A 25,361-nucleotide genomic window follows, 5' to 3' on the forward strand; every position below is an offset into this window, starting at 1 on the left:
CCATTTCGGTAAAAACTGGTCGAGGTACGCCAACCAAGCGTTTAAATTCAGAATCTGAAAAACGGTTTAAGTTCTGATATCTCATGAAACTTAGATTGAGGTGGTTTTGACTTTCGCAAGAGGTCTATCGATATCAGGTTTTAATTTAAACAGGTTGGCTAAAAAATATTCTCGGTTATAATCATCAGGACTGAAACAATGGTCTGTTAACGTATCAACAGCTTATTCATGCGTTTGCATTGCAACAGTATATGGTCCTGAAAAGCAAAGATACGCTGCAAATTGTATCTGGCAGAATACAACCTATAATGGAGAGATCATTACAACAATAGCACTCATCACCTCGGTCTTTTTCAGCGTATTACATTCCTTTTTATTTGAATATTGAAAATATCGACATTTAAAACATACTCAATCATCATTCAAATTAAGTTGAACTCAGGTAGTTTGGGACAATGGGGTTATTTCTCTCTTTTCTACTTGCAAATACCTTGGCATGCCTTGTTGAAGAAAAATGCGTGCTTGATAAAGCTCATACCCCATCATACTGATATATAATCGATAATAATCAAGTGAACTGAGCGACTGGAGCAGCGATGTCTGTACAGCATTTTGACGATGACACCCATGAAGATGATTTAATTAGTCCAAAACAGCGTGCTCAGGCAGCGAGTAAAACCACTTGGGTGAGTGTAGGGGTTAACCTGGTTTTATCGATCTTTCAGATTGTGGTCGGGATTTTTGCCAAGTCCCAAGGCCTGATTGCAGACGGTATTCATACCCTCAGTGATTTGGTGGCTGATTTTATTGTACTGTTTGCCAACCATCACAGTAAAAAAGAGGCAGATGACGATCATCCTTTTGGTCATTACCGCTTTGAAAACGCAGCCTCTTTTATTCTAGGCTTGCTTTTGTTGGGAGTCGGCATTGGAATGCTGGTTATGGCAACCAATAAAATTCTCAATCCGGAACAGATTCCGAAAGTACAGTCAGTGGCCTTGTATATCGCCATGCTGGCCCTGGTAGGCAAAGAATTATTGTTTCGTTACATGCTGAAAGTTGCCAAAAAAGTCAAATCAAGTATGTTGGTAGCGAATGCATGGCATGCCCGTTCTGATGCCGCTTCATCTTTGGTGGTGCTGGTCGGGATTGCAGGAAACTTGTTCGGTTATCCTATTCTTGACCCGATTGCTGCCCTTGTGGTCGGTTTGATGATTATTAAAATGGGGTGGGAATTTGGCTGGCAAGCATTAAGTGATTTGATGGACCGGGCGGCAGATGAACATGAAATTCAGGCCATAGAACAGACTTTCCTTTCCACTGAAGGTATTCAAGGCGTGCATAATATTCGGACCCGTAAAATGGGAGATATGATTATCGTAGATGCACATATTGAGGTAGATGGAAATCTGAGTGTTCGTCAAGGACATGATATTTCAGTGAATGCGAGAAATCTGGTGATGAAGAAGCATCAGGTGATTGATGTCATTACTCATATGGATCCTGTTTAATTTAATTGGGTACACAACTTAAGCGACTGAGTATTAAACCACAGCGGATTGACAGCGAAAAGTCACTTTATCCGCTCAACTGTTACCTTGTGCTGCATATTGAGGGTGACATGATTCCTATAAAATAATTTTGAAAGATGTCTTTAGAATAAAATTTGGGTAAGCAGGCACATGAATATAAAGAAACTCGCTGTTGTCGGTGCAATTATGGTTCTGGGGCTGGTGGCCTATCTGGTCTGGAAAAACATGAACCAGCCGGATACACAGGCTTTAGTCAGTGGCAATGGGCGGATTGAAGCGACTGAAATCAATATCTCCAGTAAATTGTCTGGTCAGCTGGAAGAAATTTTGGTACAGGAAGGCGATTTTGTTGAACCAGGCCAGGTTTTGGCACGGATTAAAGTCTCTGCACTAGAAGCACAGCTGCGTGAAGTTCAGGCCCAGCAGCGTCAGGCACAGGACGGCATTGCGACCGCAGAAGCCCAGGTGGCCATGCGTATCAGTGAAAAAGCTGCAGCTGCAGCCATGGTCGAGCAGCGTGAAACCGAACTGGTCGCTGCTAAAAATCGTCTGGCACGAACCGAAATTCTGGCCAAAGACGGGGCAGTCTCTAAACAGCAGCTGGATGATGAGCGCGCTGATGTCAAAAGTGTTGCAGCCGTGCTGAGTGCGGCAAGAGCACAAGTGGACAGTGCACAAAGTGCGATTGTTGCCGCGCGCAGCCAGGTGTCGAGTGCACACTCGCAAGTCGATGCCATTAAGGCCACAATCGAGCGGATCAATTTCGATATTGAAGATGCCCAGCTCAAGGCACCCTTGAAGGCACGTGTCCAGTTTCTGGTGGCACAGCCGGGTGAAATGATTGCGGCAGGTGGACGGGTCATGAACCTGATCGATCTGTCTGATGTGTATATGACTTTCTTCCTGCCGGAAACCGTGGCTGGACGTATCGCGATAGGTACTGAAGTCCGTATCGTACTGGATGCGGCCAAAAATGTGGTGATTCCTGCCAAGGTATCGTTTGTCGCGGATACTGCACAATTCACGCCGAAGACGGTGGAAACTGAAAGTGAACGTCAGAAACTGATGTTCCGTATTAAAGCAAAAATTGATCCAGTGTTGTTGCAGAAATACATCCAGCAAGTCAAAACTGGTCTTCCGGGTGTAGCCTATATCAAAATTGACGAGAATGCGCCTTGGCCTGCATTCCTCAGTAATCTGGTTAAATCATGACAGCAGCATCTGCACAGGGCACCATTGTTGCCGACATTCAGCAGGTCAGTCTCAAATACGGCAAAACCCAAGCCTTAAAGGAGATTTCCTTGGCATTGCCTGCGGGTTGCATGATTGGTCTGATCGGCCCGGATGGCGTGGGAAAATCCAGCCTGCTGGCATTACTGGCTGGTGCCAAGGTGGTCCAGCAAGGCCGCTTGATGGTGCTTGGTGGAGATATTGCCGACCGAAAGCACCGCAGAAAAGTCTGTCCGCATATTGCCTATATGCCGCAGGGCTTGGGCAAGAACTTGTCCAAAACCCTTTCGGTTGAAGAAAACCTGCAGTTCGTTGCCCGTTTGTTTGGACATAATGCTGCTGAAAGCCGAAAACGTATTGATGAACTGACCAAAAGTACGGGACTGTATGAATTTCTCGATCGTCCGGCCGGGAAACTGTCCGGCGGGATGAAACAAAAACTTGGTCTGTGCTGTTCCCTGATTCATGATCCCGACTTTCTGATCCTGGATGAGCCCACCACCGGGGTTGACCCCTTGGCACGTGCACAATTTTGGGAATTGATTAACCGTATCCGTAGTGTCCGCCCACAGATGAGTGTGATTGTGGCGACTGCCTATATGGATGAAGCACAGGGTTTTGACTGGTTGGCGATGATGGATGAAGGTCGCATCCTACAAACTGGTAGTCCCGAGGAACTGTTGGCACAGACCGACAGCCGCAGTCTGGAAGAAGCCTATATCAAGCTTTTGCCCGTGGAAAAGAAACAGGGTTATGAGCCGGTGGTGATTCCGCCTTTAGCGGATGATGGTTCGGATGGTTATGCGCTGGAAGCTAAGGACCTGACAGTCAAATTTGGTGACTTTACCGCAGTGGATCATGTCAATTTTCAAATCCGGCGTGGGGAAATCTTTGGATTCTTAGGCTCCAATGGTTGTGGTAAGTCGACCACGATGAAGGTCTTGACCGGATTGCTGGAGGCTTCGGAAGGGCAGGCCTGGCTGTTCGGGCAACCAGTGCAAGGCAGTGATATGTCCACCCGTCGTCGCGTTGGGTATATGTCGCAATCCTTTTCACTCTATAGTGAACTGACGATTATCCAGAACTTGGTACTGCATGCCAAACTGTTTCATGTGCCGGCAGAACAGATTGATGTGTGTGTTGAGCAGATGCTACAGCGTTTCGATTTGATGGAACTGAAAGACAAATTGCCGGATGACTTGCCGCTAGGGATCCGCCAGCGTCTGTCATTAGCGGTAGCGCTGGTGCATAATCCGGAAATTCTGATTCTGGATGAGCCGACCTCAGGCGTGGACCCGATTGCCCGGGATAAATTCTGGCATGATCTGATCACCCTGTCGCGCAAAGATGGGGTCACCATCTTTATTTCCACGCACTTTATGAATGAAGCCGAGCGCTGTGACCGTATGTCGCTGATGCATGCCGGTCGGGTTTTGGACAGTGCTGCACCGGCACAGCTGATGCAGAACCGGCAGGCTGTATCTTTGGAACAGGCCTTTATTGGCTATCTGCTGGATGCCGGTGCGGGCAGCCAGACTGTAGCGGAAGAACAGGAGGAAAGCAGTTCAGCCGATCATCTGCCCCTCAAGACGCAGCAAAGAAAATCCAGCCGATTCAGTCTGCAACGGCTGCTTAGTTATGCTTGGCGTGAATCCCTAGAGTTGGCTCGTGATCCGATTCGTGCCACCATGGCGCTGGTCGGCTCAATTATCCTGCTGTTTGTCATGGGTTATGGCATCACCATGGATGTGGATGGTCTGACTTTTGCTGTGCTGGATCGGGATCAGACCGGGCTAAGCCAGAACTACAACATGAGTATCGCTGGTTCGCCTTATTTTGTCGAAAAGGCACCTTTGCAAAGTTATGATGATCTGGACCAGCGCATGCGTAGCGGCGATATTGCTTTAGCTATCGAGATTCCGCCCGGTTTTGCCCGGGATGTGGCCCGAGGCGAAAATGTCAAGATTGGTGCCTGGATCGACGGTGCCATGCCCCAGCGTGCCGAGACGGTTCAGGGCTATGTACAGGGCATTCATGCACACTGGTTGATGCAGCAGGTGCTGGAGCAAAGCGGGTATAAAATATCGAGTACAGTCAATGTTGAAACCCGCTTCCGCTATAACCCGGATATCAAGAGCCTGCCTGCAATGGCACCGGCCTTATTTCCGCTGCTCATCCTGCTGATTCCGGCTATGTTGACAGCGCTGTCTGTGGTGCGGGAAAAAGAGCTGGGTTCGATTGTGAATTTGTATGTCACCCCGGTCACCCGTAGTGAATTCCTGATCGGCAAACAGATTCCCTACGTCGTGCTGGCCATGCTGAACTATGTCCTGATGTGCCTGATTATTGTGGTGATGTTTGATGTACCGATCAAAGGCAGTTTTTTGACCCTGACCCTGGCTTCCTTCCTGTTTATCATTTTTTCTACAGGCACGGGTTTATTGGCCTCCGCCCTGACCAAAAGCCAGATTGCCTCGATGTTTCTGGTGATGCTGGGTACGCTGATTCCAGTGATGCAGTTTGCTGGTATTATTAATCCGGTTTCCTCGCTAGAAGGATTTGGCCGCTGGTTTGGTGGGATTTATCCTGCTACACATATGGTGAATATCAGCCGTGGCGTATTTAACAAAGCTTTAGGTTTTCAGGACTTGCATCAGTCTCTTTGGGTAATCTTGCTGTCAGTGCCTGTCATTATGTGTGCGGCAATCCTGGCGCTAAAAAAACAGGAGTCCTAGGATGTTCCGTCAGAAGATACAGAATATCTACCAGCTCGGTTGCAAGGAATTGTGGAGTCTATGGCGTGACCCGGTCATGCTGATCCTGATCATCTACACCTTTACTGTGGCAATTTATACGGCAGCCACCGCCATGACCGATAGCCTGAACATGGCTCCGATTGCAATTGTAGATGAAGATCATTCAACCTTGTCCGAGCGAATTACCTCGGCATTTTATCCACCGTATTTTATTCCACAAAGTACTGAACTGAATTATATGGATGCTGGAATGGATGCTGGGGAATTTACCTTTGCTCTAAATATTCCGGTGAATTTTCAGGAAGATGTGCTTGCAGGAAAAGAAGCGGCGATTCAGGTGAATGTCGACGCCACGCGCATGTCTCAGGCGATGACCGGGGCTGGCTATATTCAGCAGATTATTCAGTCCGAAGTCAGTGAATATGTGTTGCATAGCCGGGAAGTGAGCAGCATGCCGGTTGAACTGGAGATGCGTGCCCGCTTTAACCCGTTGCTGGACCAAAAATGGTTTGGCAGTGTCATGGAAATCATCAATAACGTGGCGATGCTGTCCATCATTCTGACCGGAGCAGCTTTAATTCGCGAGCGTGAGCACGGCACGGTAGAACATCTGATGGTGATGCCAGTCACGGTGTTTGAAATTATGATGTCCAAGGTCTGGTCTATGAGTCTGGTGGTATTGATTGCGGCTTTTACCGGGCTGAAACTGGTGGTACAGTTTGCCTTACAGGTTCCGATTGAAGGGAACCTGTTGCTCTTCTTCTTTGGGGCATTATTGACCCTGTTTGCCACTACCTCGATGGGCATTTATCTTGCCACCATGTCGAAATCGATGCCACAGTTTGGTTTATTGATGATGCTGATTCTGATCCCGATGGAAATGCTCTCAGGCGGGATGACACCGCGGGAAAGCATGCCAGAGGTATTACAGTATCTGATGCTGATCGCCCCAACCACGCATTTTGTTGAACTGGCCCAGGCCATTTTGTATCGAAATGCCGGGCTAAATATCGTTTGGCCGTCATTTCTATGGCTGGTTGGAATTGCCGTGCTGTTTTTCTATGTGGCCTGGAAACGTTTTAAGGATACGATTCATACCATGACCTGAGTATAACCAGGGACGGATAAATATCAGTATTTTTAAATATCGTTAAGTTTCCCGTAAATACAGTTTTTTTTATCCCATGAGTTGTCCACAGAAATTGGGGATAATTTTTGCCCTGGAAAGGCCGGGAACATTGAAAAAATTCCCAATTTGATTAAAAAATAACCTTTTATTAGCAGGAAGTGTCAAAAAAGCTCATAAAAAAACCGACTTGTTTCTAAGTCGGTTGAACGAGGTCGTTCTAGAGGGTATGACTCAATGTAAGCTAATGATCTTAACGTAATCTTAAAACCGTTATTCACCAATTAAAATGTCCTGTTTTTAACTGCAAGAGTCAAGAACAGGGTTCAGATTTTGTTGTTGAACTGCTGTTTTCTGTGCACGTCTTCTTGGCATTTTTGAGAATGATTGTGTTTGTTTTGCTGTTCCAATTCTTCATGCCGTTGTTGAATATGCGCCAGCACATAATCCAAACGTTTATTCTCAATGATCTCTCGCTGGTTGAGCTTGCTTAACTTATCGAAGATGCTGTAATTGATCTTCCGTCCTTCATACATGATGGCGACAGTACCATCTGGGTATTCTATAAACTCAAGATATTTACCGATTAGCTTCTGATTTTCTGCTGTATCCTCCAAAAGATATACGCATTTATCATACGTAATGGTCAGGCTATTTGTGACTCTGCGGGGTTCACGCCAGGTAAAAATATCATCTAATTCCTCAGCGGTTTCAGTGACAGTTCGGTGTAAGTTATTGGGATAAAACACTGAAATCATGACCTCAGGCATATTCACCGACATAAATGATATTAAATATATTTAAATTGTATTATATTAAATATATGTAAAACATATACTTATTGCTTTAATATTTGGTAGTGTAATTTAAAGTAGGGCAGGGTAATAAGAAGTTAGTCACTTTAATATGCATTAAAATTCAACAATAATAACCAACATAAAATATGCTTCTGTTTTTATTATTTTTATTTTTGACTATTTGATAAAAATTATTTAGCTGTGGAATCCTGAATTTGGCAAGCAGTGATGAGTGATCGGTCTTTATTCTTCAGTTAAGAGGGGCTTTGTTGCATAAACCTCTCAGGAAAAGTGGTCGCCGACAAATCCGGTACGGTTCAGACTCATATTTCCGGCCAGTTTATTCGAAAATAGCGAAGTGCTTAGGCCTAGTTAGGTGCATATTCATCAGGAAATGTATAAACCATTGTTTATTAAAGTTGCACTCACTCTATAAACCTATAAGCCAAAAAATAATGTCCCCTAGGTTGCGATTGAAATAAGGTATATGCAGTAAGGTGATTTTAGCCCACTTTTCTTATGAATATGATTTTGACAAGGATTCCTGGATTAATTTGGCAATTTCTTTTGGCTTGAGAGCTCGTGAAGATGCCATCGTACTTGGCAGGTACAGAGATGTTGTGGCAAGCCCTCGTTAAATAAATGTAGTAGTTTCCTATAGCAAAAATTTTAAATTCCAAGGACGCGGAGCGTAATTAATGATGAAGTTGAAGCTTATATGTATTGCGTTCTACCATTAATTGGTGCCGCAATTGTGGAGCTTACTCACAATGGTGCTGTATTTGAACATTTTTTGTCAATAAATTCACAGATGGAAAAAATTAATTTTAACTTCTCCACAAAACAAGAAGTCAAGGAAAGACGTATGAAAAAAAGATTATACAAAATAAGTATTTTTAGTGGCTTATTTATGGCTTTAACTAGCCAAACATGGGCTACAGATGCTTTTAATCTTGTAGGCACAGGTCCTATATCTCAGGGTATGGGAGGAACGGGAGTTGCGTATAATATAGGCCCTGGAGCCATGCTGATTAATCCAGCAACATTATCAGCATTTGAAACCGGAAGATATGCGAGTATTGGTCTGGATATTATTACTGCAGATTTGAAAATCAAAAATATAGCGACAGGAGAAACGGCACAATCACATTCCCACGGTCGAAACAATGGTCCTTATATTGGACCAGAACTCTCATTTGTTTGGCGAAATGATGACTATGCGCTAGGAATAGGTGCATATGCATCAGATGGAGTCGGAACTCAGTTTGGTAGGGAAAGTTTTCTATCAAGAACTACAACAAATAGTATTAATACAGGCCTAGATAGTTTTTCACGTTTGCTTGTACTTCGTATACCCGTTTCATTTGCTTATGAAGTCAATGAAAAGTTATCCGTTGGTGGTTCTCTTGATGCCGTTTGGACGGCAGTTAATTTAGGTTTTCTTTTAGATACATCTCAAATTGAAACCTTGGCAGTACAGAAAAATATTTCTGGTTCATTGGTGCCAAATTTATTGAGTATTCCTGAGTTGTCAGCAGGTTATTTAGATATCAATAATGGAAAGACAGTGGGTGGAGGGGTAGATGGCTGGGGATTAGGTGGGCGTGTAGGACTTACTTATAAACCTATATCGAAAACCACAGTAGGTATTGCATATAACTTTAAAACCAATGTTGGTGATTTATCTGGTGATGCAGACTTAACAGCAGTCAGTAGATCATTAGGTCCAATTTCGCTTGCTGGCAAGGCTAAGTTGCGTGATTTTGAAATGCCAGCTGCATTGACTATTGGTATAAATCAGCAAATCAATTCAGAGACCATGATTTCATTTGATTACAAACGTGTATTCTGGAATGACGTGATGGATAATCTGAAAGTTCATTTTGAACAAAATGACAGCAAAGATAATCTGGATATTAATTTGCCACTTAATTATCGCGACTCTAATGTGTATTCATTGGGTATGCAGTATGCAGCTAATCCAAAGTGGACATTCCGTACAGGGCTACATTATGCCCAAATGGCAAATTCCAAGGAGGGCATACTATCGATTATTCCTTCGACACCTACTACTAATTTGACAGGTGGGCTAAGTTATTCTGTAACCCCAAGAAGTGTTGTGGATTTTTCATTGGCGTATGGGTTTAAGAAAAAAGCATTGAATAATGCTCAACCTAATACAGATAAGCCAATTGAGGTCTCACATGCACAGCTTGCTGGCGCATTAATATTCACTACTAAGTTTTAAACATAAGTTTCATTCTTAGACTTGGAACTTTTATTCCCCAAACCCAAACAAAGAATCAAAGAGTTAGAACAAAAGTTTTTTCAAGCAAGACAAAAAACATAACCTTTTGAAATGATTATAGTAAGTGCCCGCTGAACCCCGTGCCTATTTTTAATTAGGTTCAGGTTTCCAGCAGTGTGGCAGTAATTCTTCTATGTGGGTTACTTTATGTGTTGGCAGCCTTCAGCACATCACTTAAATAGGCATATGGATCCAGCCTATTCAGTTTTGCTGACTGAATCAGGGTCATGATGTTGGCAGCTCGCTGACCACTGCGCAGTGAGCCAACAAACAGCCAGTTTTTACGTCCCAAGGCCCAGCTCATTTGGTTTTCTATCCCTTGCGCAGCAATGCTGCTCATATCAATGGGTAGATTACCATCATCCAAATATAGGCAGAGGGCTTGCCAGCGCTTCAGACTGTAATTGATGGCTTTAGCAGTGGCTGAACTTGAGGGCACCGTCAGATGATGTTGGTTGAGCCATTCGTACATATTGCATTACTGGTTGGCTATGCTGTTGCCGGTATTTGCTTCGTTGCTCTGTTGTAGTATCTGTCTTTTTCCTGAGTTCTGCTTCTATCGCATACAGTTTCTGAATCAACAGTAATGCCTGTTCAGCGATTTGACTTTTCCCGGTCACATGTAGTTCATTAAATTTACGACGTGCATGGGCCATGCAGCCCACCTCAATGATCTTACCTGATTTAAAGCGTGCTTTATAACCACTGTAATCATCACAGACAGACCAAATAACCCTGCCAGCCTTTCAGGAAATCTTTAGCATGTTGACCAGAACGGCTATCCTGAAAGTCATAGATCACTGCCTGAACTGGATCGTCCTGGGTGGTGGCATAGGCCTAGACATGGGGCATCCATTGTATTTAGAACATTTAGTCAAATAAGCTTGATAACCAAAGTTATCTAGTCCTTGGTATGCACAATAATATTGCAAAACAATAATAAATTACCTGGTTTAGTCAATCCGCATTTAATTCTTAATTTTTGAAAAAAAGCTATGAAAGTGCTGGCGGAAATTTGGTGTTCCAGTGTAGATCACTTATCTGATTTGCATATTTCTCTGACACCCATTTCCGGCCAGTCTGTTCGAAAACAGCAAAGTGCTTAGGCCAAGGTGCATATTCATCAGGAGATGTATAAACCATCGTTTATAAAAGTTGCGATCGCTCTATAAACCTATAAGCCAAAAAACAATATTCCGCTAGGTCATGATTGTAATATCGTACATGCAGTTAGGTGGTGTTTGCTTACTTATTCAGTAGTGAGTATGACTTTGACAAGGATTTTAGATCAATTTAACGATTTCTTTTGATCTGAGCACACACGTGCAGATGCATCTATCTGTACTTGGCTGTAATAGAGATTTTACGGCAAAAGCATAGTCAAATAAATACTGCATTTCCCATAACAAAATTTTTAAACTCCAAGGACAAGGAGCGTAATTGATGACGAATGTAAACGAAGAGCTTGGCCGCATGGTCTTAGCTGGTGGAATTGAAACCAATCTCCATGATGTTGGTACTGGTGAGCCTGTCGTGCTTGTTCATGGTTCAGGCCCGGGTGTGACCGCTTGGGCGAACTGGAGGACGGTCATGCCTGAGTTGTCCAAGCACCGCCGCGTCATTGCACCGGACATGGTGGGTTTCGGCTTTACGCAACGACCACAAGGAATTCACTACGGAATCGAGTCTTGGGTTGCTCATTTGATTGGAATTCTTGATGCGCTGGAACTAGACCGTGTCGATCTTGTCGGAAATTCATTCGGTGGTGCCTTATCATTGGCCTTTGCTATCCGATTTCCACATCGGGTTCGTCGGTTGGTGCTGATGGGGTCCGTTGGTGTGAGATTCGAGCTTACGGATGGACTCGATGCAGTCTGGGGTTATGAGCCCTCCGTGCCAAATATGCGCAAAGTCATGGACTATTTCGCCTACGACCGAAGTCTCATTTCTGATGAGCTGGCGGAGCTACGCTACAAGGCGAGTATTAGACCCGGCTTTCAAGAGGCTTTTGCCTCCATGTTCCCTGCTCCGCGGCAGCGCTGGGTAGATGCATTAGCTAGTTCCGATCAGGACATTCAAGCTATCCAGCATGAAACACTAATCTTACACGGTCGCGACGATCGTGTGATTCCTCTTGAAACATCGTTGCGGCTGAACCAACTGATCGAAAGCTCGCAATTACACGTTTTCGGTAAATGTGGCCATTGGGTGCAGATCGAGCAAAACAAGAATTTTATCCGCTTGGTCAATGATTTTCTCACCGCTAATGATTGATTTCAAAAAAATGTGAATGATCATCCATTCTGAAAATGCATCACCTGTAATTACCCGCTATCCACTACTTTAAAAAGTGAGAAGACAATGAATCAGACAGAAACAACACCTATTAGAGTGCGCAAAAATTGGAAGACCAGTGAGATAGAAACGCTCTTTGATGAGCAAGCTGGACGTATCGATCCGCGCATTTATACCGATGAGGATCTGTACCAACTCGAACTAGAACGTGTATTTGCTCGGTCATGGCTCCTATTGGGGCATGAAACTCACATTCGTAAACCAGGTGATTATTTCACGACCTATATGGGTGAAGATCCTGTCGTGGTCGTAAGACAGAAGGATGCCAGTATCGCTGTGTTCCTGAACCAGTGCCGCCATCGTGGTATGCGTATCTGTCGTTCGGATGCTGGAAACGCGAAGGCATTTACTTGTAGTTACCATGGGTGGGCTTACGATACTGCTGGCAATCTTATCAATGTGCCTTACGAGGCCGAATCCTTCGCCTGCTTAGACAAGAAGGAATGGAGTCCACTGAAGGCTCGAGTAGAAACCTACAAAGGTCTGATTTTTGCCAACTGGGATGAAAACGCCATAGACCTTGATACATATCTCGGCGAGGCGAAGTTCTACATGGACCACATGCTCGACCGTACTGAGGCAGGCACTGAGGTGATTCCAGGTATACAGAAGTGGGTTATTCCCTGTAACTGGAAATTCGCAGCAGAGCAGTTTTGTAGTGACATGTACCATGCCGGAACTACATCACATTTATCTGGAATCATTGCTGGTCTGCCAGAAGATCTTGAGTTGGCTGATCTTGCACCGCCGAAATTTGGCAAGCAGTACCGTGCATCATGGGGTGGGCATGGCAGTGGCTTCTATATTGGCGACCCCAACCTGATGCTTGCCATCATGGGGCCGAAGGTCACCAGCTACTTGACCGAAGGCCCCGCGGCGGAAAAGGCGGCCGAGCGTCTGGGTAGTATAGAGCGCGGCACGAAAATCATGGTTGAGCACATGACTGTCTTTCCTACGTGTTCCTTCCTCCCAGGTGTCAATACGATCCGAACATGGCATCCACGCGGGCCGAACGAGGTTGAAGTGTGGGCATTTACAGTCGTCGATGCTGATGCTCCAGATGATATTAAGGAAGAGTTTCGTCGTCAGACACTACGTACCTTCTCTGCCGGTGGTGTATTCGAGCAGGATGACGGCGAGAACTGGGTTGAAATCCAGCATATTCTGCGAGGTCATAAGGCACGTAGCCGTCCATTCAATGCTGAGATGAGTATGGGGCAAACCGTTGATAACGATCCAATTTACCCTGGTCGTATATGTAACAACGTGTATAGCGAAGAAGCTGCTCGTGGACTATATGCACATTGGCTGAAAATGATGACCTCACCAGACTGGGAAGCATTAAAGGCGACGCGTTAAACCTAACGACAGCTAGCGCCACATCGTGGTGCCAGTTAGAAGCCGCATTTGATTCATAACCAAATTGGATGCGGTGGACTATCCATTTGAAATCTACAAGGAATGATTACGATTCCAAAAAGGAGTGACCATGATTGATTCAGTCAACAGAGCTGACCTCTTTCTTCGCAAACCTGCACCGGTAGCACTTGAACTGCAAAATGAAATTGAGCAGTTCTACTATTGGGAAGCTAAGCTTCTCAATGATCGCCGCTTTGATGAATGGTTCGCACTACTTGCCAAAGACATTCACTACTTCATGCCTATCCGCACCACACGAATCATGCGTGATTCACGCCTTGAATATTCGGGCTTGCGAGACTATGCGCATTTTGATGATGACGCCACAATGATGAAAGGGCGTTTGCGTAAGATTACTTCTGACGTAAGTTGGTCCGAGAATCCTGCGTCAAGAACACGACATATTGTGAGCAATGTGATGATCATTCCCACAGAAGTAGAAGGAGAATACGAAATCTCCAGTACCTTCATCGTGTACCGCAATCGCTTGGAAAGACAACTTGATATCTTTGCTGGAGAGCGTCGCGACAGATTGCGTCGTAACAAGGGTGAAGCTGGATTCGAGATAGTCAATCGGACAATCCTGATCGACCAAAGCACCATCCTAGCCAATAACCTCAGTTTCTTCTTCTAGGAGATGTCATGACTTGGACATATATACTGCGGCAAAGTGATTTGCCACCTGGTGAAATGCAACGCTATGAAGGTGGATCAGAACCAGTGATGGTCTGTAACGTCGATGGTGAATTTTTCGCAGTTCAGGATACCTGCACGCATGGAGACTGGGCATTATCAGATGGATACCTTGATGGTGATGTCGTCGAATGTACGTTGCATTTTGGGAAGTTCTGTGTGCGAACTGGGAAAGTGAAAGCGTTGCCTGCTTGTAAACCTATCAAAGTATACCCTATCAAGATAGAAGGTGATGAGGTACACGTTGATCTTGACAATGGGGAGCTAAAGTGATGGCTAATCATGTTGCAATCATCGGTAATGGCGTAGCTGGGTTCACCACCGCGCAAGCCCTTCGTGCCGAAGGTTATGAAGGACGAATCTCACTGATTGGGGAAGAACAGCATCTTCCCTATGACCGACCATCCTTGTCTAAGGCCGTCCTTGATGGAAGCTTTGAGCAGCCACCTAGACTGGCCGAGGCAGATTGGTACAGTGAAGCCAGCATCGAGATGCTGACTGGCTCAGAAGTTACTGACCTAGATACACAGAAAAAAATGATCAGTTTGAATGATGGCAGCACGATTTCTGCTGATGCTATCGTTATTGCAACTGGAAGTCGAGCACGGATGTTGTCTTTACCCGGCAGTCAATTGCCTGGTGTCGTGACATTACGCACTTATGGTGATGTGCAGTTATTACGTGATAGCTGGACACCTAATACTCGGTTGCTCATTGTAGGCGGTGGGTTGATTGGTTGTGAGGTAGCAACAACGGCTCGCAAGCTTGGTCTTTCTGTCACGATCCTTGAAGCTGGTGATGAACTGTTGGTTCGTGTTCTTGGACGACGTATCGGTGCTTGGCTACGTGGTTTGTTAACTGAACAGGGTGTGCAGGTAGAACTAAAAACTGGAGTTTCAGGTTTTTCAGGCGAAGGTCAGCTTGAAAAAGTGATGGTGAATGATGGGCGTAGCTTTATTGCTGATAACGCACTTATCTGCGTAGGGGCAGATCCTGCAGATCAACTCGCACGTCAAGCCGGTTTGGAATGTGATCGTGGTGTCGTTGTTGATCATAGAGGTGCGACACCTGCTAAAGGCATATTCGCGGTTGGGGATGTAGCCACTTGGCCACTTCATTCAGGCGGAAAGCGCTCGCTTGAAACCTATATGAATGCTCAGCGCCAAGCTACAGCAGTTGCTAAAGCCATTCTAGGAAAAGAAGTATCAGCACCGCAATTGCCAGTGTCATGGACGGAGATTGCGGGACATCGAATGCAAATGGCTGGTGATATCGAAGGACCGGGTGAATATGTTTTGCGCGGAACCTTGGGCAGTGGCTCTGCTTTATTGTTCCGTCTGCTAGATGGACGGATTCAAGCGGTTGTAGCCGTTGATGCACCTCGTGATTTCGCACTCGCAAATCGATTAGTGGAAGCTCAAGTCATAATTGAGCCAGAAAAGCTGGCAGATGTGTCAAATAATATGCGCGATATTGTTCGTGCGAATGAAGGGAATCAAAAATGAAACTTAAAGATGAAGTAATTTTGGTGACAGGTGGTGGCGCAGGCTTGGGAAGAGCCATCGTTGATCGTTATGTTGCAGAAGGTGCACGTGTTGCAGTACTAGATAAATCTCCGGCAGGTCTGGAAGCGTTAAAGGAGCGCCATGGAGATTCAATCGTAGGGATTGAAGGAGATGTACGTTTACTCGACAGCCATCGTGAGGCTGTGGCTCGTTGCGTTGAAAAATTTGGCAAGCTCGACTGTTTAGTCGGTAATGCTGGTGTTTGGGATTACCTGACCCAACTGGTGGATATTCCTGACGACATCATATCTGAGGCATTCGAGGAAATGTTCGATGTGAATGTCAAGGGCTACATCTTAGCTGCAAAAGCGGCGCTACCTGCCCTTTATCAAAGCAAAGGTAGCGCGATTTTCACGGTATCAAATGCCGGTTTTTATCCGGGCGGAGGTGGTGTTTTGTATACGGCTGGCAAGCATGCCGTGATTGGTTTGATCAAGCAGCTTGCACACGAATGGGGACCTCGTATCCGGGTCAACGGTATAGCTCCAGGTGGCATTTTGGGGAGTGATCTACGAGGGTTGAAGAGTCTTGATTTACAAGATAAGAGCATTTCGAGCTTTCCATTGGACGACATGCTGAAATCAGTTCTTCCGACCGGGCGGGCTGCTACTGCCGAGGAATACGCCGGTGCCTATGTCTTCTTCGCGACTCGTGGTGACACTGTTCCGCTCACTGGTAGCGTATTGAATTGCGATGGTGGCATGGGTGTGCGTGGTTTGTTCGAATCTAGTCTTGGTACACAGCTTGACAAGCACTTCGGTTGATAAAGGAGAATTATCATGAGTATTAAAAGATTGGGTTACTTGGGCTTTGAAGTCGTAGATGTACCTAAATGGAGTACCTTCGCCACGACCAAGTTAGGGATGATGGAAGCTTCAGCCAGCGAAATGGAGGCGACGTTTCGAATCGACTCGCGTGCCTGGCGACTGTCGGTCAGCAAAGGATCTGCTGATGACTATCTTTTTGCTGGCTACGAGGTGGATAGTGAACAGGGATTGCAGGAGGTCAAGCAAAGACTGGAGGCCTTCGGCGTTACAGTCAAGGTCGAGGGACAGGAATTAATCGCCAAGCGCGGTGTGCTCGGATTGATTTCGTGTAACGATCCGTTCGGTAATCGTGTCGAGGTATATTATGGCGGCACAGAGTTGTTCGAACAGCCATTCACCTCACCTACCGGTGTTTCCGGATTTCAAACTGGAAACCAGGGTTTCGGTCACTATGTGTTGAACGTTTCGGATGTGGATGAAGCACTCGCTTTTTATACCAAAGCATTGGGCCTTCAGCTTGCCGATGTCATTGACTGGACTATTTGCGACGGGTTGTCCACTACTCTCTATTTCTTTTATTGCAATGGTCGTCACCACTCATTTGCGTTTGCTAAGCTGCCAGGATCAAAACGGCTTCATCACTTTATGCTGCAACTTAACGGTATGGATGACGTGGGTTTGGCATATGACAAATTTTATGAGGACCGTGAGGTGGTCATGACGCTTGGCCGACATACTAACGATCACATGATTTCGTTCTATGGTGCGACACCTTCGGGCTTCGCAGTCGAGTACGGCTGGGGTGCACGTGAGGTAAACCGAGACTGGTCAGTGGTGCGCTATGATCGCATCAGCATATGGGGACACAAGTTTCAGGCGCCCGCATGATCGGTCAGTCTAGCAGCTCTAGTCCTACTTTTATTTGCATGCTCATAAGACGAACGTTTTGGACAGCAGGGTAGCATAAATAAGGATTATAGACGGTGTTAATCAAGGAGAGATATAAGCATGAATGAACCAGATAACGTACACAAAGTCGCTGATTTTCTGCATGAGGCCGCACTGTCGGGCACAGCTATTGCGCCAGTGCGCAATCTAATAGGTGAGATGGATTTAGAAGCGGCTTATGTTGTGCAAGAGGTCAATACACAACGAGCATTGAATGCGGGGCGAAGACTGGTTGGACGAAAGATTGGACTGACTTCAGTCGCAGTGCAAAAACAACTCGGAGTGGAACAGCCTGATTATGGGATGTTGTTCGCTGACATGGCACGTACAGAGGGTGAGGAAATCTCTCTCAATGATGTGCTTCAACCTAAAGTCGAAGCCGAAATAGCCTTTGTCTTGGGACGTGATCTTGACGATGACTATTTGACGGTGGCTGACCTTTTTCGCGCCATTGAATTCGCAGTTCCAGCGATCGAGATCGTGGGTTCACGTATAGCGAATTGGGATATTCGTATCACGGATACTATAGCTGACAATGCTTCATCGGGTCTGTACGTATTGGGTTCCATGCCAAAGCGGCTGTGCGATTTTGATTCACGCCATGCAGGGATGGTGATGGAGCGACAAGGATTATTGGTATCCTCTGGAGTTGGAGCTGCTTGCCTAGGATCACCGCTCAATGCAGTTCTTTGGTTGGCTAAAGTCATGGCTAAGCTGGGTCGTCCATTGCGTGCTGGTGACACAGTTCTTTCAGGTGCGCTCGGTCCGATGGTGCCCGTCGCAGCAGGCGATATATTTAATGTACGGATAGAAGGGCTTGGGTCGGTGACCGCTAATTTTGCAAAGGGATAGAAGCATGCAAGTGAGCCCATCTTCAATCATAAAATTTCCGGAATTTGCGTAAATAATTATACGTTATGCGACCGGACGCGATGGCTTAATGATTAAAGGAGTTTCATTATGACCCGTAAAGTCAAGGCCGCTATTATTGGTAGTGGCAATATCGGCACTGATCTGATGATCAAGATACTTAGGCAGGGGAAAAACATTGAAATGGGAGCGATGGTTGGCATCGATCCTGCATCGGACGGGCTCGCACGCGCCCAGCGCATGGGGGTAACAATCACTCACGAAGGTGTAGAAGGGTTGACGCGTTTGCCGATATTCAATGAAATCGATATTGTATTCGATGCTACAAGTGCCAACGCACATGTGAAAAATGAGGCTTTGTTACGTGAGCGTAAACCTCAATTACGCATGATCGATCTGACACCTGCCGCCATTGGACCCTACTGTATACCAGTGGTCAATGGTGATGATCACTTAGATGCAACCAACGTTAATATGGTCACGTGTGGAGGGCAGGCTACTATTCCCATGGTTGCCGCGGTATCACGTGTGGCTAAGGTACATTACGCAGAGATTATCGCTAGTATCTCAAGTAAAAGTGCTGGACCTGGTACTCGTGCCAATATTGACGAGTTTACAGAAACTACCTCACAGGCGATTGAGGCGGTAGGTGGAGCTGCTAAAGGCAAGGCAATCATCATTCTAAATCCAGCTGAACCGCCACTGATGATGCGAGACACTATCTATACACTTAGTGATTTCGCTGACATCGAGCAAATTAAAGAGTCAGTGCAATCAATGGTGGATGCAGTACAGGCATATGTCCCAGGTTATCGATTAAAGCAATACGTACAGTTCGACCGCATTGAGGCCGATCGCCCGTTTAATATTCCTGGTGTTGGAGAACGTATGAGTGGGCTCAAGACTTCAATTTTCTTAGAAGTAGAGGGTGCCGCAAACTATCTGCCAGCTTATGCAGGTAACTTGGACATCATGACCAGCGCTGCATTACGTACCGCAGAGAAAATGGCTGTGCGTATGCTCGATTCTCAGGTTGAATAAGGATATCACCATGACTCAACAGAAAATTTACATCTCTGATGTGACACTGCGTGATGGTAGTCACGCGATCCGCCACCAGTATACAGTGGATCAAGTTAAGCAGATTGCACAAGCTCTGGATGATGCCAAGGTCGATTCTATCGAAATTGCCCATGGTGATGGTTTACAGGGAAGTAGTTTCAATTACGGCTTTGGTGCTCATACGGATTTAGAATGGATTGAAGCCGTGGCTAGTGTGGTCAAGCATGCCAAGATTACAACATTACTCTTGCCAGGCATTGCTACTGTACATGATCTTAAGGCTGCCTATGAAGCGGGTGTGCGTGTGGTGCGCGTTGCTACGCACTGCACGGAGGCTGACATTTCCAGACAGCACATCGAGTATGCGCGTCACTTAGGTATGGAGGCTGTTGGCTTCTTGATGATGAGTCACATGACTACACCGCAAAACTTGGCGCAGCAAGCCAAGTTAATGGAAAGTTATGGTGCGACAGTATGTTATGTAGTTGATTCTGGTGGTGCACTGAGCATGAATGGTGTACGGGATCGCTTCCGTGCCTTCAAGGACACACTAAAACCCGAGACACAGACCGGAATACATGCACATCATAATTTGAGTCTAGGGGTAGCCAATAGCATTATTGCTGTAGAAAATGGTTGCGACCGTGTAGATGCAAGCTTAGCTGGCATGGGTGCTGGTGCTGGAAATGCGCCACTAGAAGTGTTTATTGCTGCTGCGGAACGGATGGGTTGGAATCACGGTACTGATCTTTATAAGTTGATGGATGCAGCCGATGACTTGGTTCGCCCATTACAAGATCGTCCTGTACGTGTTGATCGCGAGACTTTAGCTCTAGGGTATGCTGGTGTTTATAGTAGTTTCCTGCGTCATAGCGAGTTGGCTGCTCATAAATACGGGCTTAAAACTGTAGATATTTTAGTCGAACTTGGGCGCCGTCGGATGGTTGGTGGTCAAGAAGACATGATCGTTGATGTAGCGCTTGATTTGCTCAAGCAGCAGGAACAAGCATGAATTCATTCTGACTAATAAGTATTCAGCAAATACTTACGGAATGGGGTATTACTTCGTCATTGTTTAGATGAACTTGAAACCAATGTAATGAAGTTACGTTGGTTTCTCTATTTCCCCTTTACTGTTCTGAGGAATGAGTTGAATATTCTTGAGATGATTATTGTTTAAACGCTAAAAAAGTATTCTCAGGATGAGAGATGGGGGGTATGATCTAGACTGAAACAGTCGGAATTATGTGAATTATCAAGGATGAGCTTTTGGGACAGAAGAAAGCATCAAATAGATTAAAAAATAATCATTATAATATCAGCCTCAAGGAAAAAGGATCTGCTGAGTTGATGCAAGAACAACATACACGCATTATATTTGATGGGCTCTACGAATTCGTTGGCCTTCTTGATGCCAAGGGAAATGTGCTAGAAGTCAACCAAGTCGCATTGGAAGGAGCAGGTATTACTCTAGAAGATATTCAAGGTAAACCGTTCTGGAAGACACCTTGGTGGCAACTTTCAAAAAAAACAATGGCCACCCAAAAGAGACTTATTGAAACTGCATCATCCGGTGAATTTGTTCGATGTGATGTTGAGATTCTTGGCAAGGCAGATGGTAAAGAAATAATAGCGGTCGATTTTTCATTGTTACCAATTCGAAATGAAGAAGGTGAAATTATTTACCTTCTTGCTGAAGGGCGTAATATTACCGATAAAAAGAAAGCCGAAGCTATGCTGGCGTTAAAGAATCAGGAGCTAGAGCAATCAGTTGAATATATTCGAAAGCTAGATAAGCAGAAGAGTGATTTTTTTGCCAAGGTAAGCCATGAGTTGCGTACGCCACTGTCTTTAATTCTAGGACCACTGGAAGCTGTTATGGCAGCAGAGCCTCGAGGAGAATCACCTTATTGGAAACAGTTTGAGGTCATTCAACGTAACGCAAGAACCCTGTTGAAACAGGTTAATACATTGCTTGACTTGGCGAAAATAGATGCCCAGCAGATGGGGCTTTCCTATCGGAGAGTTGATCTCAGTCAGCTGACCCGTACTATCGGCTCGAATTTTGAAGGAATAGCCCAGCAAAAATCAATAACGTTTGATATTAAACTGCCCGCGCAGATGATGATTGCTGAAGTGGATGGTGAGAAATACGAACGTATTATCCTTAACTTACTTTCTAATGCTTTTAAATTTACTCCTGATGGGGGGCTTATCCGCTGCTGTCTTAGTTTTAATCTACCCAATTATGCTTTGATTACTGTGTCTGATAGTGGACCTGGTATTCCTCCTAAACTGCGTAAAGAGATATTTGAACGTTTCCACCAGTTAAATCAGGAAGGTCAACAAGCTACGCAGGGTACAGGCTTAGGTCTTTCTATTGTGAAAGAGTTCGTTGAGTTACACCGAGGAACAATTTCTGTAAGTGATGCCCCGGGCGGAGGAGCACTTTTTCAGGTAAAGCTACCACTGAATGCACCTGAAGATGCTTATGTTGCGAATAACACCTTACAGCGAAAAGATAATCCACAGGTCGTGGATTTTGATGAGTACCTTTTGCTGATGTCAAATGCGGTAGATGAGGCTGAGGTGCTTCCGTTTCAATCCGACCAGCCTCGGGTGCTAATCGTTGATGATAATCCAGATATGCGTGGTTTTATAAAGGACTGCCTAAGCAGCGACTATCAAGTGTATGTTGCAGCTGATGGAGCAAAGGCGCTGGAGTTGATGTCCAGCATGCCGCCAGACCTGTTGATTACAGACTTGATGATGCCTGTTATGAGTGGCGATATGATGATTAATCAAGTACGTAAAAAAGATGAACTTTCACATATTCCGATCATGGTGTTGTCGGCCAAGTCAGATGAAGAATTGCGTGTGAAATTGCTTTCTGAGTCTGTACAGGACTTTCTTCTTAAGCCATTCTCCGCTCACGAGCTACGAGCACGTGTAAGCAACCTGGTATCTATGAAGGTGGCAGGCGATGCACTGCGTGGGGAGCTATCCGATCAGGGAGATGATATCGCGGTACTTACTCACCGCCTGATTAGAAGTCGCCACCGCCTTCAGCAGAGTAATATTGCATTATCTGCCTCGGAAGCACGTTGGAAAGCAGTTTATGAAAACTCTGCAGCTGGCATTGTACTGACCGATCCGGAAAACCGAATACTCAATGCCAATCCTGCATTCCAACGCATGACAGGATATGAGGAAAAAGATTTGGCGAAACTTTCTATGGAGCAATTGACGCCACCTGGGGAAAGTGCACAGATGAAACAGCGTATTGCTAATTTGCTTCAGGGGGGAGGAGAGGAATACAATGTGGAACGCTCTTATCTATGCAAAAATGGTTCTATGATATGGGTTAATTCCCGTGTTTCGCTGATGCCTCCACGTTCCGGTGAGCCTCAAGTTATTCTGCAGATCATCGATGATATTACTGAAAGGAAGCAAGCACAGGAAGCTCTCAATCAATTGCAGCAACAATTTGTCCACGTTTCCCGATCGGCTACGATGGGGGAGTTTTCAGCCTATATTGCACACGAGATAAACCAACCACTCTCGGCGATCATGACTAATGCTAATGCTGGTACACGCTGGTTAGGTAAAGAGTCATATAACATCTCAGAGGCTAAAGAGGCATTCGCTCGTATTACCAGAGATTCCGACCGTGCAGCGGAAATTATCCGTATGATACGATCCTTTCTAAAGCGACAAGAGGCAGCGATCAAACGGATTGATCTAAAAGCAATGGTAGCAGATACAAATCTGATACTTAAGGCGCCTAGTCAGAGTAATAGTGTAAATTTAAATGTATTGGCCGATGAAGTACTTCCTGAAATATGGGGAGATGCTGTACAGATTCAACAGTTAGTATTAAATCTGGCTATGAACGCTATAGAAGCGATCAACCAAGGAGACTGTGAAATTAGGCAGCTAACGCTATCATTCTCTGGTAACGATACAGGTGATGCACTTATTATCTCTGTGAAGGACTCAGGTCCAGGTATTTCAGCTGGTAAGGTGTCGCAGTTATTTGATGCATTTTACACAACCAAAACAGAAGGATTTGGAATGGGGTTAGCAATTTGTCTTACAATCACTGAAGTACATAATGGAAAAATATGGGTGGAGTGCCCATCTGAGGGAGGTGCTTGTTTTATGGTAAGCATCCCTGCTAGAAAGGAATCAGATACATGAATAATCACGGATTTTTAATTTATATTCTCGATGATGATAATGCAGTACTGGAAGCCCTCAGCAGCTTGGTACGCTCGGTTGGCATGAGTGTTGAGTGTTTTTCATCTGCTAGCGCATTTTTTAGCGATGTCAATTGGTCTACCTGTGGCTGTTTGATTCTGGATGTTCGTATGCCCGAGATGAGCGGCTTAGATGTGCAACGAAAATTAGCAGAGCTTGGTGAGCAGATCCCTATTATTTTCATTAGCGGCCATGGTGATATTCCAATGGCAGTTAAAGCGATCAAAGCGGGTGCGGTAGACTTCTTCACTAAACCATTTCGAGAAGAGGAACTGCTTGGTGCTATTCGTACTGCCCTTAAGTTAGCGCTTCAGCAGAGATCAAATGCTCCCCAAATTAGCGAGCTTAAAGAAAATTATGAAAGTCTCAGCAAACGCGAGCAACAGGTACTTAAGTTTGTCTTACAAGGATACCTAAATAAACAGACAGCATTAGAACTTGGTATATCGGAAGCTACTGTAAAAGTACACCGTTATAATATAATGAGGAAAATGAAAGTCTCCTCAGTCCAAGATCTAGTTCGAGTAACCGAGCGGCTTAAGAATAGCCTAAGTAGTAATTCTTCATAGTGGGTTCTACGCTGGAACCTCAGATTTTTCCATTACCTCACAGTTTCAGTTTGGCAACCAGTGCCATTTCAGGTCAATAATTTTATTGCTGCTCGGGGAGGTTTAATACCTATTCAGCAAAATTTACAGCTAGACTGCCATCGATATTTTAGTCAGAACCACAACATATTTAGTATGAACTTCCGCTTCCAGTAATTCCTGCAATTAAATATCTTGGCAATGTTCACCAACATAAATTACATTAAATCTTTGTACACGACAAAAAAAGATAACTCATTGAAATAATGGCATAATACTTGTTTTCTGACGACGAATATGATGACACATTTCAATGAGTTACATCTCATCTTAAACAAATATCTAAAGTGGAACAAGTCACATGCAAAATGTTTTACACTGATTATGCTTGCATTAATTGTAAAACAGACATGTAATCTTTCTTCTGCATCTAAAGCCTTACCCATCAAGTGCTTACCACAATCATTTTATCGACGTATACAACGCTTCTTTGCAGATCAGTATTTCGATTATCGTCAAATTTCTCAGTTAATTTTCAATATATTTTCATTCGATAAAGTCCAATTAACTTTGGATAGAACTAATTGGAAATGGGGAAAACGAGATATTAATATCTTGATGTTAGCCATCGTCTATCGTGGAATAGCGATACCTATTGTTTGGACATTGCTCAATAAACGTGGAAATTCAGATACAAAAGAGCGTATTGCTTTGATTCAACGCTTTATCTCCATTTTTGGTAAAGATCGTATTGTGAATGTGTTTGCAGACAGAGAATTTATCGGTGAGAAATGGTTTACATGGTTAATTGAAAATGACATTAACTTCTGTATACGTGTTAAAAAAACTTTATTGTGACCAATCACTTAGCCAAGAATCATAAAATTAGTGATTTATTTCGTCATCTTCAAGTTGGTCAAACTGAATGTCGTAAACGACGTATTTGGGTTGGTCGAGTGAAACTGTATATTAGTGCGCTACGATTAGAAGATGGAGAACTTTTACTTGTTGTTTCTCCTATGTTTAATGCTTCTGCTATTCGTGATTATGCATTACGCTGGGAAATCGAAACGTTATTTAGTTGTC

The 25,361-nt window shown here is 44.8% G+C and carries 17 protein-coding genes and 4 pseudogenes; 18 read left to right on the forward strand and 3 right to left on the reverse strand.

The genetic code is table 11. The annotated features are described in order from the left end of the window. A pseudogene (locus FTT87_RS12855) lies at positions 1-85 on the reverse strand (IS5/IS1182 family transposase); the annotation flags it as partial. Between the two features lie 511 nt (positions 86-596). Between FTT87_RS12855 and FTT87_RS12860 the strand changes: the two are divergent. The 4 genes from FTT87_RS12860 to FTT87_RS12875 all read left to right on the forward strand — a co-directional run bounded on the left by FTT87_RS12860 (position 597) and on the right by FTT87_RS12875 (position 6,626). Next, positions 597-1,511, forward strand: coding sequence for a cation diffusion facilitator family transporter (locus FTT87_RS12860; protein ID WP_180174957.1), 915 nt, complete (start codon positions 597-599; stop codon positions 1,509-1,511). Positions 1,512-1,682: 171 nt separating this feature from the next. Then, complete coding sequence (locus tag FTT87_RS12865) at positions 1,683-2,744, forward strand: HlyD family secretion protein (RefSeq protein WP_180042829.1); 1,062 nt, start codon at positions 1,683-1,685, stop codon at positions 2,742-2,744. Then, entirely contained in the window at positions 2,741-5,497 is a 2,757-nt protein-coding gene (gene rbbA, locus FTT87_RS12870) for a ribosome-associated ATPase/putative transporter RbbA (protein WP_180082100.1), read from the forward strand. Before FTT87_RS12865 ends, rbbA begins: the two co-directional genes overlap by 4 nt. A gap of 1 nt (position 5,498) precedes the next feature. Next, positions 5,499-6,626: an ABC transporter permease gene (locus tag FTT87_RS12875; protein ID WP_180042831.1), complete on the forward strand. Its 1,128-nt coding sequence runs from the start codon at positions 5,499-5,501 to the stop codon at positions 6,624-6,626. Between the two features lie 318 nt (positions 6,627-6,944). On the opposite strand, the pseudogene FTT87_RS12880 reads toward FTT87_RS12875, so the two are convergent. Continuing rightward, positions 6,945-7,390, reverse strand: a pseudogene (locus FTT87_RS12880) (ISNCY family transposase); the annotation flags it as partial. An 805-nt stretch (positions 7,391-8,195) separates the two neighbouring features. Here FTT87_RS12880 and FTT87_RS12885 point away from each other — a divergent pair. After that, positions 8,196-9,689, forward strand: coding sequence for an OmpP1/FadL family transporter (locus FTT87_RS12885; protein WP_373423524.1), 1,494 nt, complete (start codon positions 8,196-8,198; stop codon positions 9,687-9,689). Positions 9,690-9,839: 150 nt separating this feature from the next. On the opposite strand, the pseudogene FTT87_RS12890 reads toward FTT87_RS12885, so the two are convergent. Beyond that, positions 9,840-10,586 (reverse strand): annotated as a pseudogene (locus FTT87_RS12890) (IS66 family transposase); the annotation flags it as partial. 606 nt (positions 10,587-11,192) lie between these two features. On the opposite strand from FTT87_RS12890, the gene FTT87_RS12895 reads away from it, so the two are divergent. From FTT87_RS12895 to FTT87_RS12955, 13 genes and pseudogenes are all read left to right on the forward strand, one after another. Continuing rightward, complete coding sequence (locus FTT87_RS12895; RefSeq protein ID WP_180082101.1) at positions 11,193-12,023, forward strand: alpha/beta fold hydrolase; 831 nt, start codon at positions 11,193-11,195, stop codon at positions 12,021-12,023. 87 nt (positions 12,024-12,110) lie between these two features. Then, on the forward strand, positions 12,111-13,463 hold the full coding sequence (locus tag FTT87_RS12900; protein ID WP_180042832.1) for an aromatic ring-hydroxylating dioxygenase subunit alpha: 1,353 nt from the start codon (positions 12,111-12,113) through the stop codon (positions 13,461-13,463). A gap of 130 nt (positions 13,464-13,593) precedes the next feature. Continuing rightward, positions 13,594-14,157 carry an aromatic-ring-hydroxylating dioxygenase subunit beta gene (locus FTT87_RS12905; RefSeq protein ID WP_032489607.1) on the forward strand — a complete coding sequence of 188 codons (564 nt, stop codon included), beginning with the start codon at positions 13,594-13,596 and terminating at the stop codon, positions 14,155-14,157. An 8-nt stretch (positions 14,158-14,165) separates the two neighbouring features. Continuing rightward, positions 14,166-14,489, forward strand: a complete 324-nt coding sequence (locus FTT87_RS12910; protein WP_180082102.1) for a non-heme iron oxygenase ferredoxin subunit — start codon at positions 14,166-14,168, stop codon at positions 14,487-14,489. Continuing rightward, entirely contained in the window at positions 14,489-15,721 is a 1,233-nt protein-coding gene (locus tag FTT87_RS12915; RefSeq protein ID WP_180042833.1) for an NAD(P)/FAD-dependent oxidoreductase, read from the forward strand. Before FTT87_RS12910 ends, FTT87_RS12915 begins: the two co-directional genes overlap by 1 nt. Further along, positions 15,718-16,545 carry a cis-2,3-dihydrobiphenyl-2,3-diol dehydrogenase gene (bphB, locus tag FTT87_RS12920; protein WP_180042834.1) on the forward strand — a complete coding sequence of 276 codons (828 nt, stop codon included), beginning with the start codon at positions 15,718-15,720 and terminating at the stop codon, positions 16,543-16,545. The genes FTT87_RS12915 and bphB overlap by 4 nt, the downstream gene beginning before the upstream one ends. Positions 16,546-16,560: 15 nt before the next feature. Next, entirely contained in the window at positions 16,561-17,436 is an 876-nt protein-coding gene (bphC, locus tag FTT87_RS12925; RefSeq protein ID WP_087013802.1) for a biphenyl-2,3-diol 1,2-dioxygenase, read from the forward strand. A gap of 120 nt (positions 17,437-17,556) precedes the next feature. Beyond that, complete coding sequence (todJ, locus tag FTT87_RS12930; RefSeq protein ID WP_087013805.1) at positions 17,557-18,348, forward strand: toluene degradation hydratase TodJ; 792 nt, start codon at positions 17,557-17,559, stop codon at positions 18,346-18,348. 108 nt (positions 18,349-18,456) lie between these two features. Further along, positions 18,457-19,407: an acetaldehyde dehydrogenase (acetylating) gene (locus FTT87_RS12935; RefSeq protein WP_180042835.1), complete on the forward strand. Its 951-nt coding sequence runs from the start codon at positions 18,457-18,459 to the stop codon at positions 19,405-19,407. A gap of 10 nt (positions 19,408-19,417) precedes the next feature. Continuing rightward, a complete protein-coding gene (gene dmpG / locus FTT87_RS12940) occupies positions 19,418-20,440 on the forward strand; it encodes a 4-hydroxy-2-oxovalerate aldolase (RefSeq protein ID WP_180042836.1) in 1,023 nt (340 codons plus the stop codon). Between the two features lie 257 nt (positions 20,441-20,697). Further along, a complete protein-coding gene (locus tag FTT87_RS12945; RefSeq protein WP_180174958.1) occupies positions 20,698-23,628 on the forward strand; it encodes an ATP-binding protein in 2,931 nt (976 codons plus the stop codon). Next, on the forward strand, positions 23,625-24,257 hold the full coding sequence (locus tag FTT87_RS12950; protein WP_180042838.1) for a response regulator transcription factor: 633 nt from the start codon (positions 23,625-23,627) through the stop codon (positions 24,255-24,257). Before FTT87_RS12945 ends, FTT87_RS12950 begins: the two co-directional genes overlap by 4 nt. A 318-nt stretch (positions 24,258-24,575) precedes the next feature. After that, a pseudogene (locus tag FTT87_RS12955) lies at positions 24,576-25,361 on the forward strand (IS4-like element ISAba33 family transposase); the annotation flags it as partial.

Origin of the sequence: Acinetobacter sp. YH01022 (assembly GCF_013420235.1) — a bacterium.
Lineage (GTDB): Bacteria > Pseudomonadota > Gammaproteobacteria > Pseudomonadales > Moraxellaceae > Acinetobacter.

What these genes read in the sequence shown, in the direction of transcription:
- FTT87_RS12860 (WP_180174957.1), top strand. Translation starts at nt 597, where the DNA reads ATGTCTGTACAGCATTTTGACGATGACACCCATGAAGATGATTTAATT.
- FTT87_RS12865 (WP_180042829.1), top strand. Translation starts at nt 1,683, where the DNA reads ATGAATATAAAGAAACTCGCTGTTGTCGGTGCAATTATGGTTCTGGGG.
- rbbA (WP_180082100.1), top strand. Translation starts at nt 2,741, where the DNA reads ATGACAGCAGCATCTGCACAGGGCACCATTGTTGCCGACATTCAGCAG.
- FTT87_RS12875 (WP_180042831.1), top strand. Translation starts at nt 5,499, where the DNA reads ATGTTCCGTCAGAAGATACAGAATATCTACCAGCTCGGTTGCAAGGAA.
- FTT87_RS12895 (WP_180082101.1), top strand. Translation starts at nt 11,193, where the DNA reads ATGACGAATGTAAACGAAGAGCTTGGCCGCATGGTCTTAGCTGGTGGA.
- FTT87_RS12900 (WP_180042832.1), top strand. Translation starts at nt 12,111, where the DNA reads ATGAATCAGACAGAAACAACACCTATTAGAGTGCGCAAAAATTGGAAG.
- FTT87_RS12905 (WP_032489607.1), top strand. Translation starts at nt 13,594, where the DNA reads ATGATTGATTCAGTCAACAGAGCTGACCTCTTTCTTCGCAAACCTGCA.
- FTT87_RS12910 (WP_180082102.1), top strand. Translation starts at nt 14,166, where the DNA reads ATGACTTGGACATATATACTGCGGCAAAGTGATTTGCCACCTGGTGAA.
- FTT87_RS12915 (WP_180042833.1), top strand. Translation starts at nt 14,489, where the DNA reads ATGGCTAATCATGTTGCAATCATCGGTAATGGCGTAGCTGGGTTCACC.
- bphB (WP_180042834.1), top strand. Translation starts at nt 15,718, where the DNA reads ATGAAACTTAAAGATGAAGTAATTTTGGTGACAGGTGGTGGCGCAGGC.
- bphC (WP_087013802.1), top strand. Translation starts at nt 16,561, where the DNA reads ATGAGTATTAAAAGATTGGGTTACTTGGGCTTTGAAGTCGTAGATGTA.
- todJ (WP_087013805.1), top strand. Translation starts at nt 17,557, where the DNA reads ATGAATGAACCAGATAACGTACACAAAGTCGCTGATTTTCTGCATGAG.
- FTT87_RS12935 (WP_180042835.1), top strand. Translation starts at nt 18,457, where the DNA reads ATGACCCGTAAAGTCAAGGCCGCTATTATTGGTAGTGGCAATATCGGC.
- dmpG (WP_180042836.1), top strand. Translation starts at nt 19,418, where the DNA reads ATGACTCAACAGAAAATTTACATCTCTGATGTGACACTGCGTGATGGT.
- FTT87_RS12950 (WP_180042838.1), top strand. Translation starts at nt 23,625, where the DNA reads ATGAATAATCACGGATTTTTAATTTATATTCTCGATGATGATAATGCA.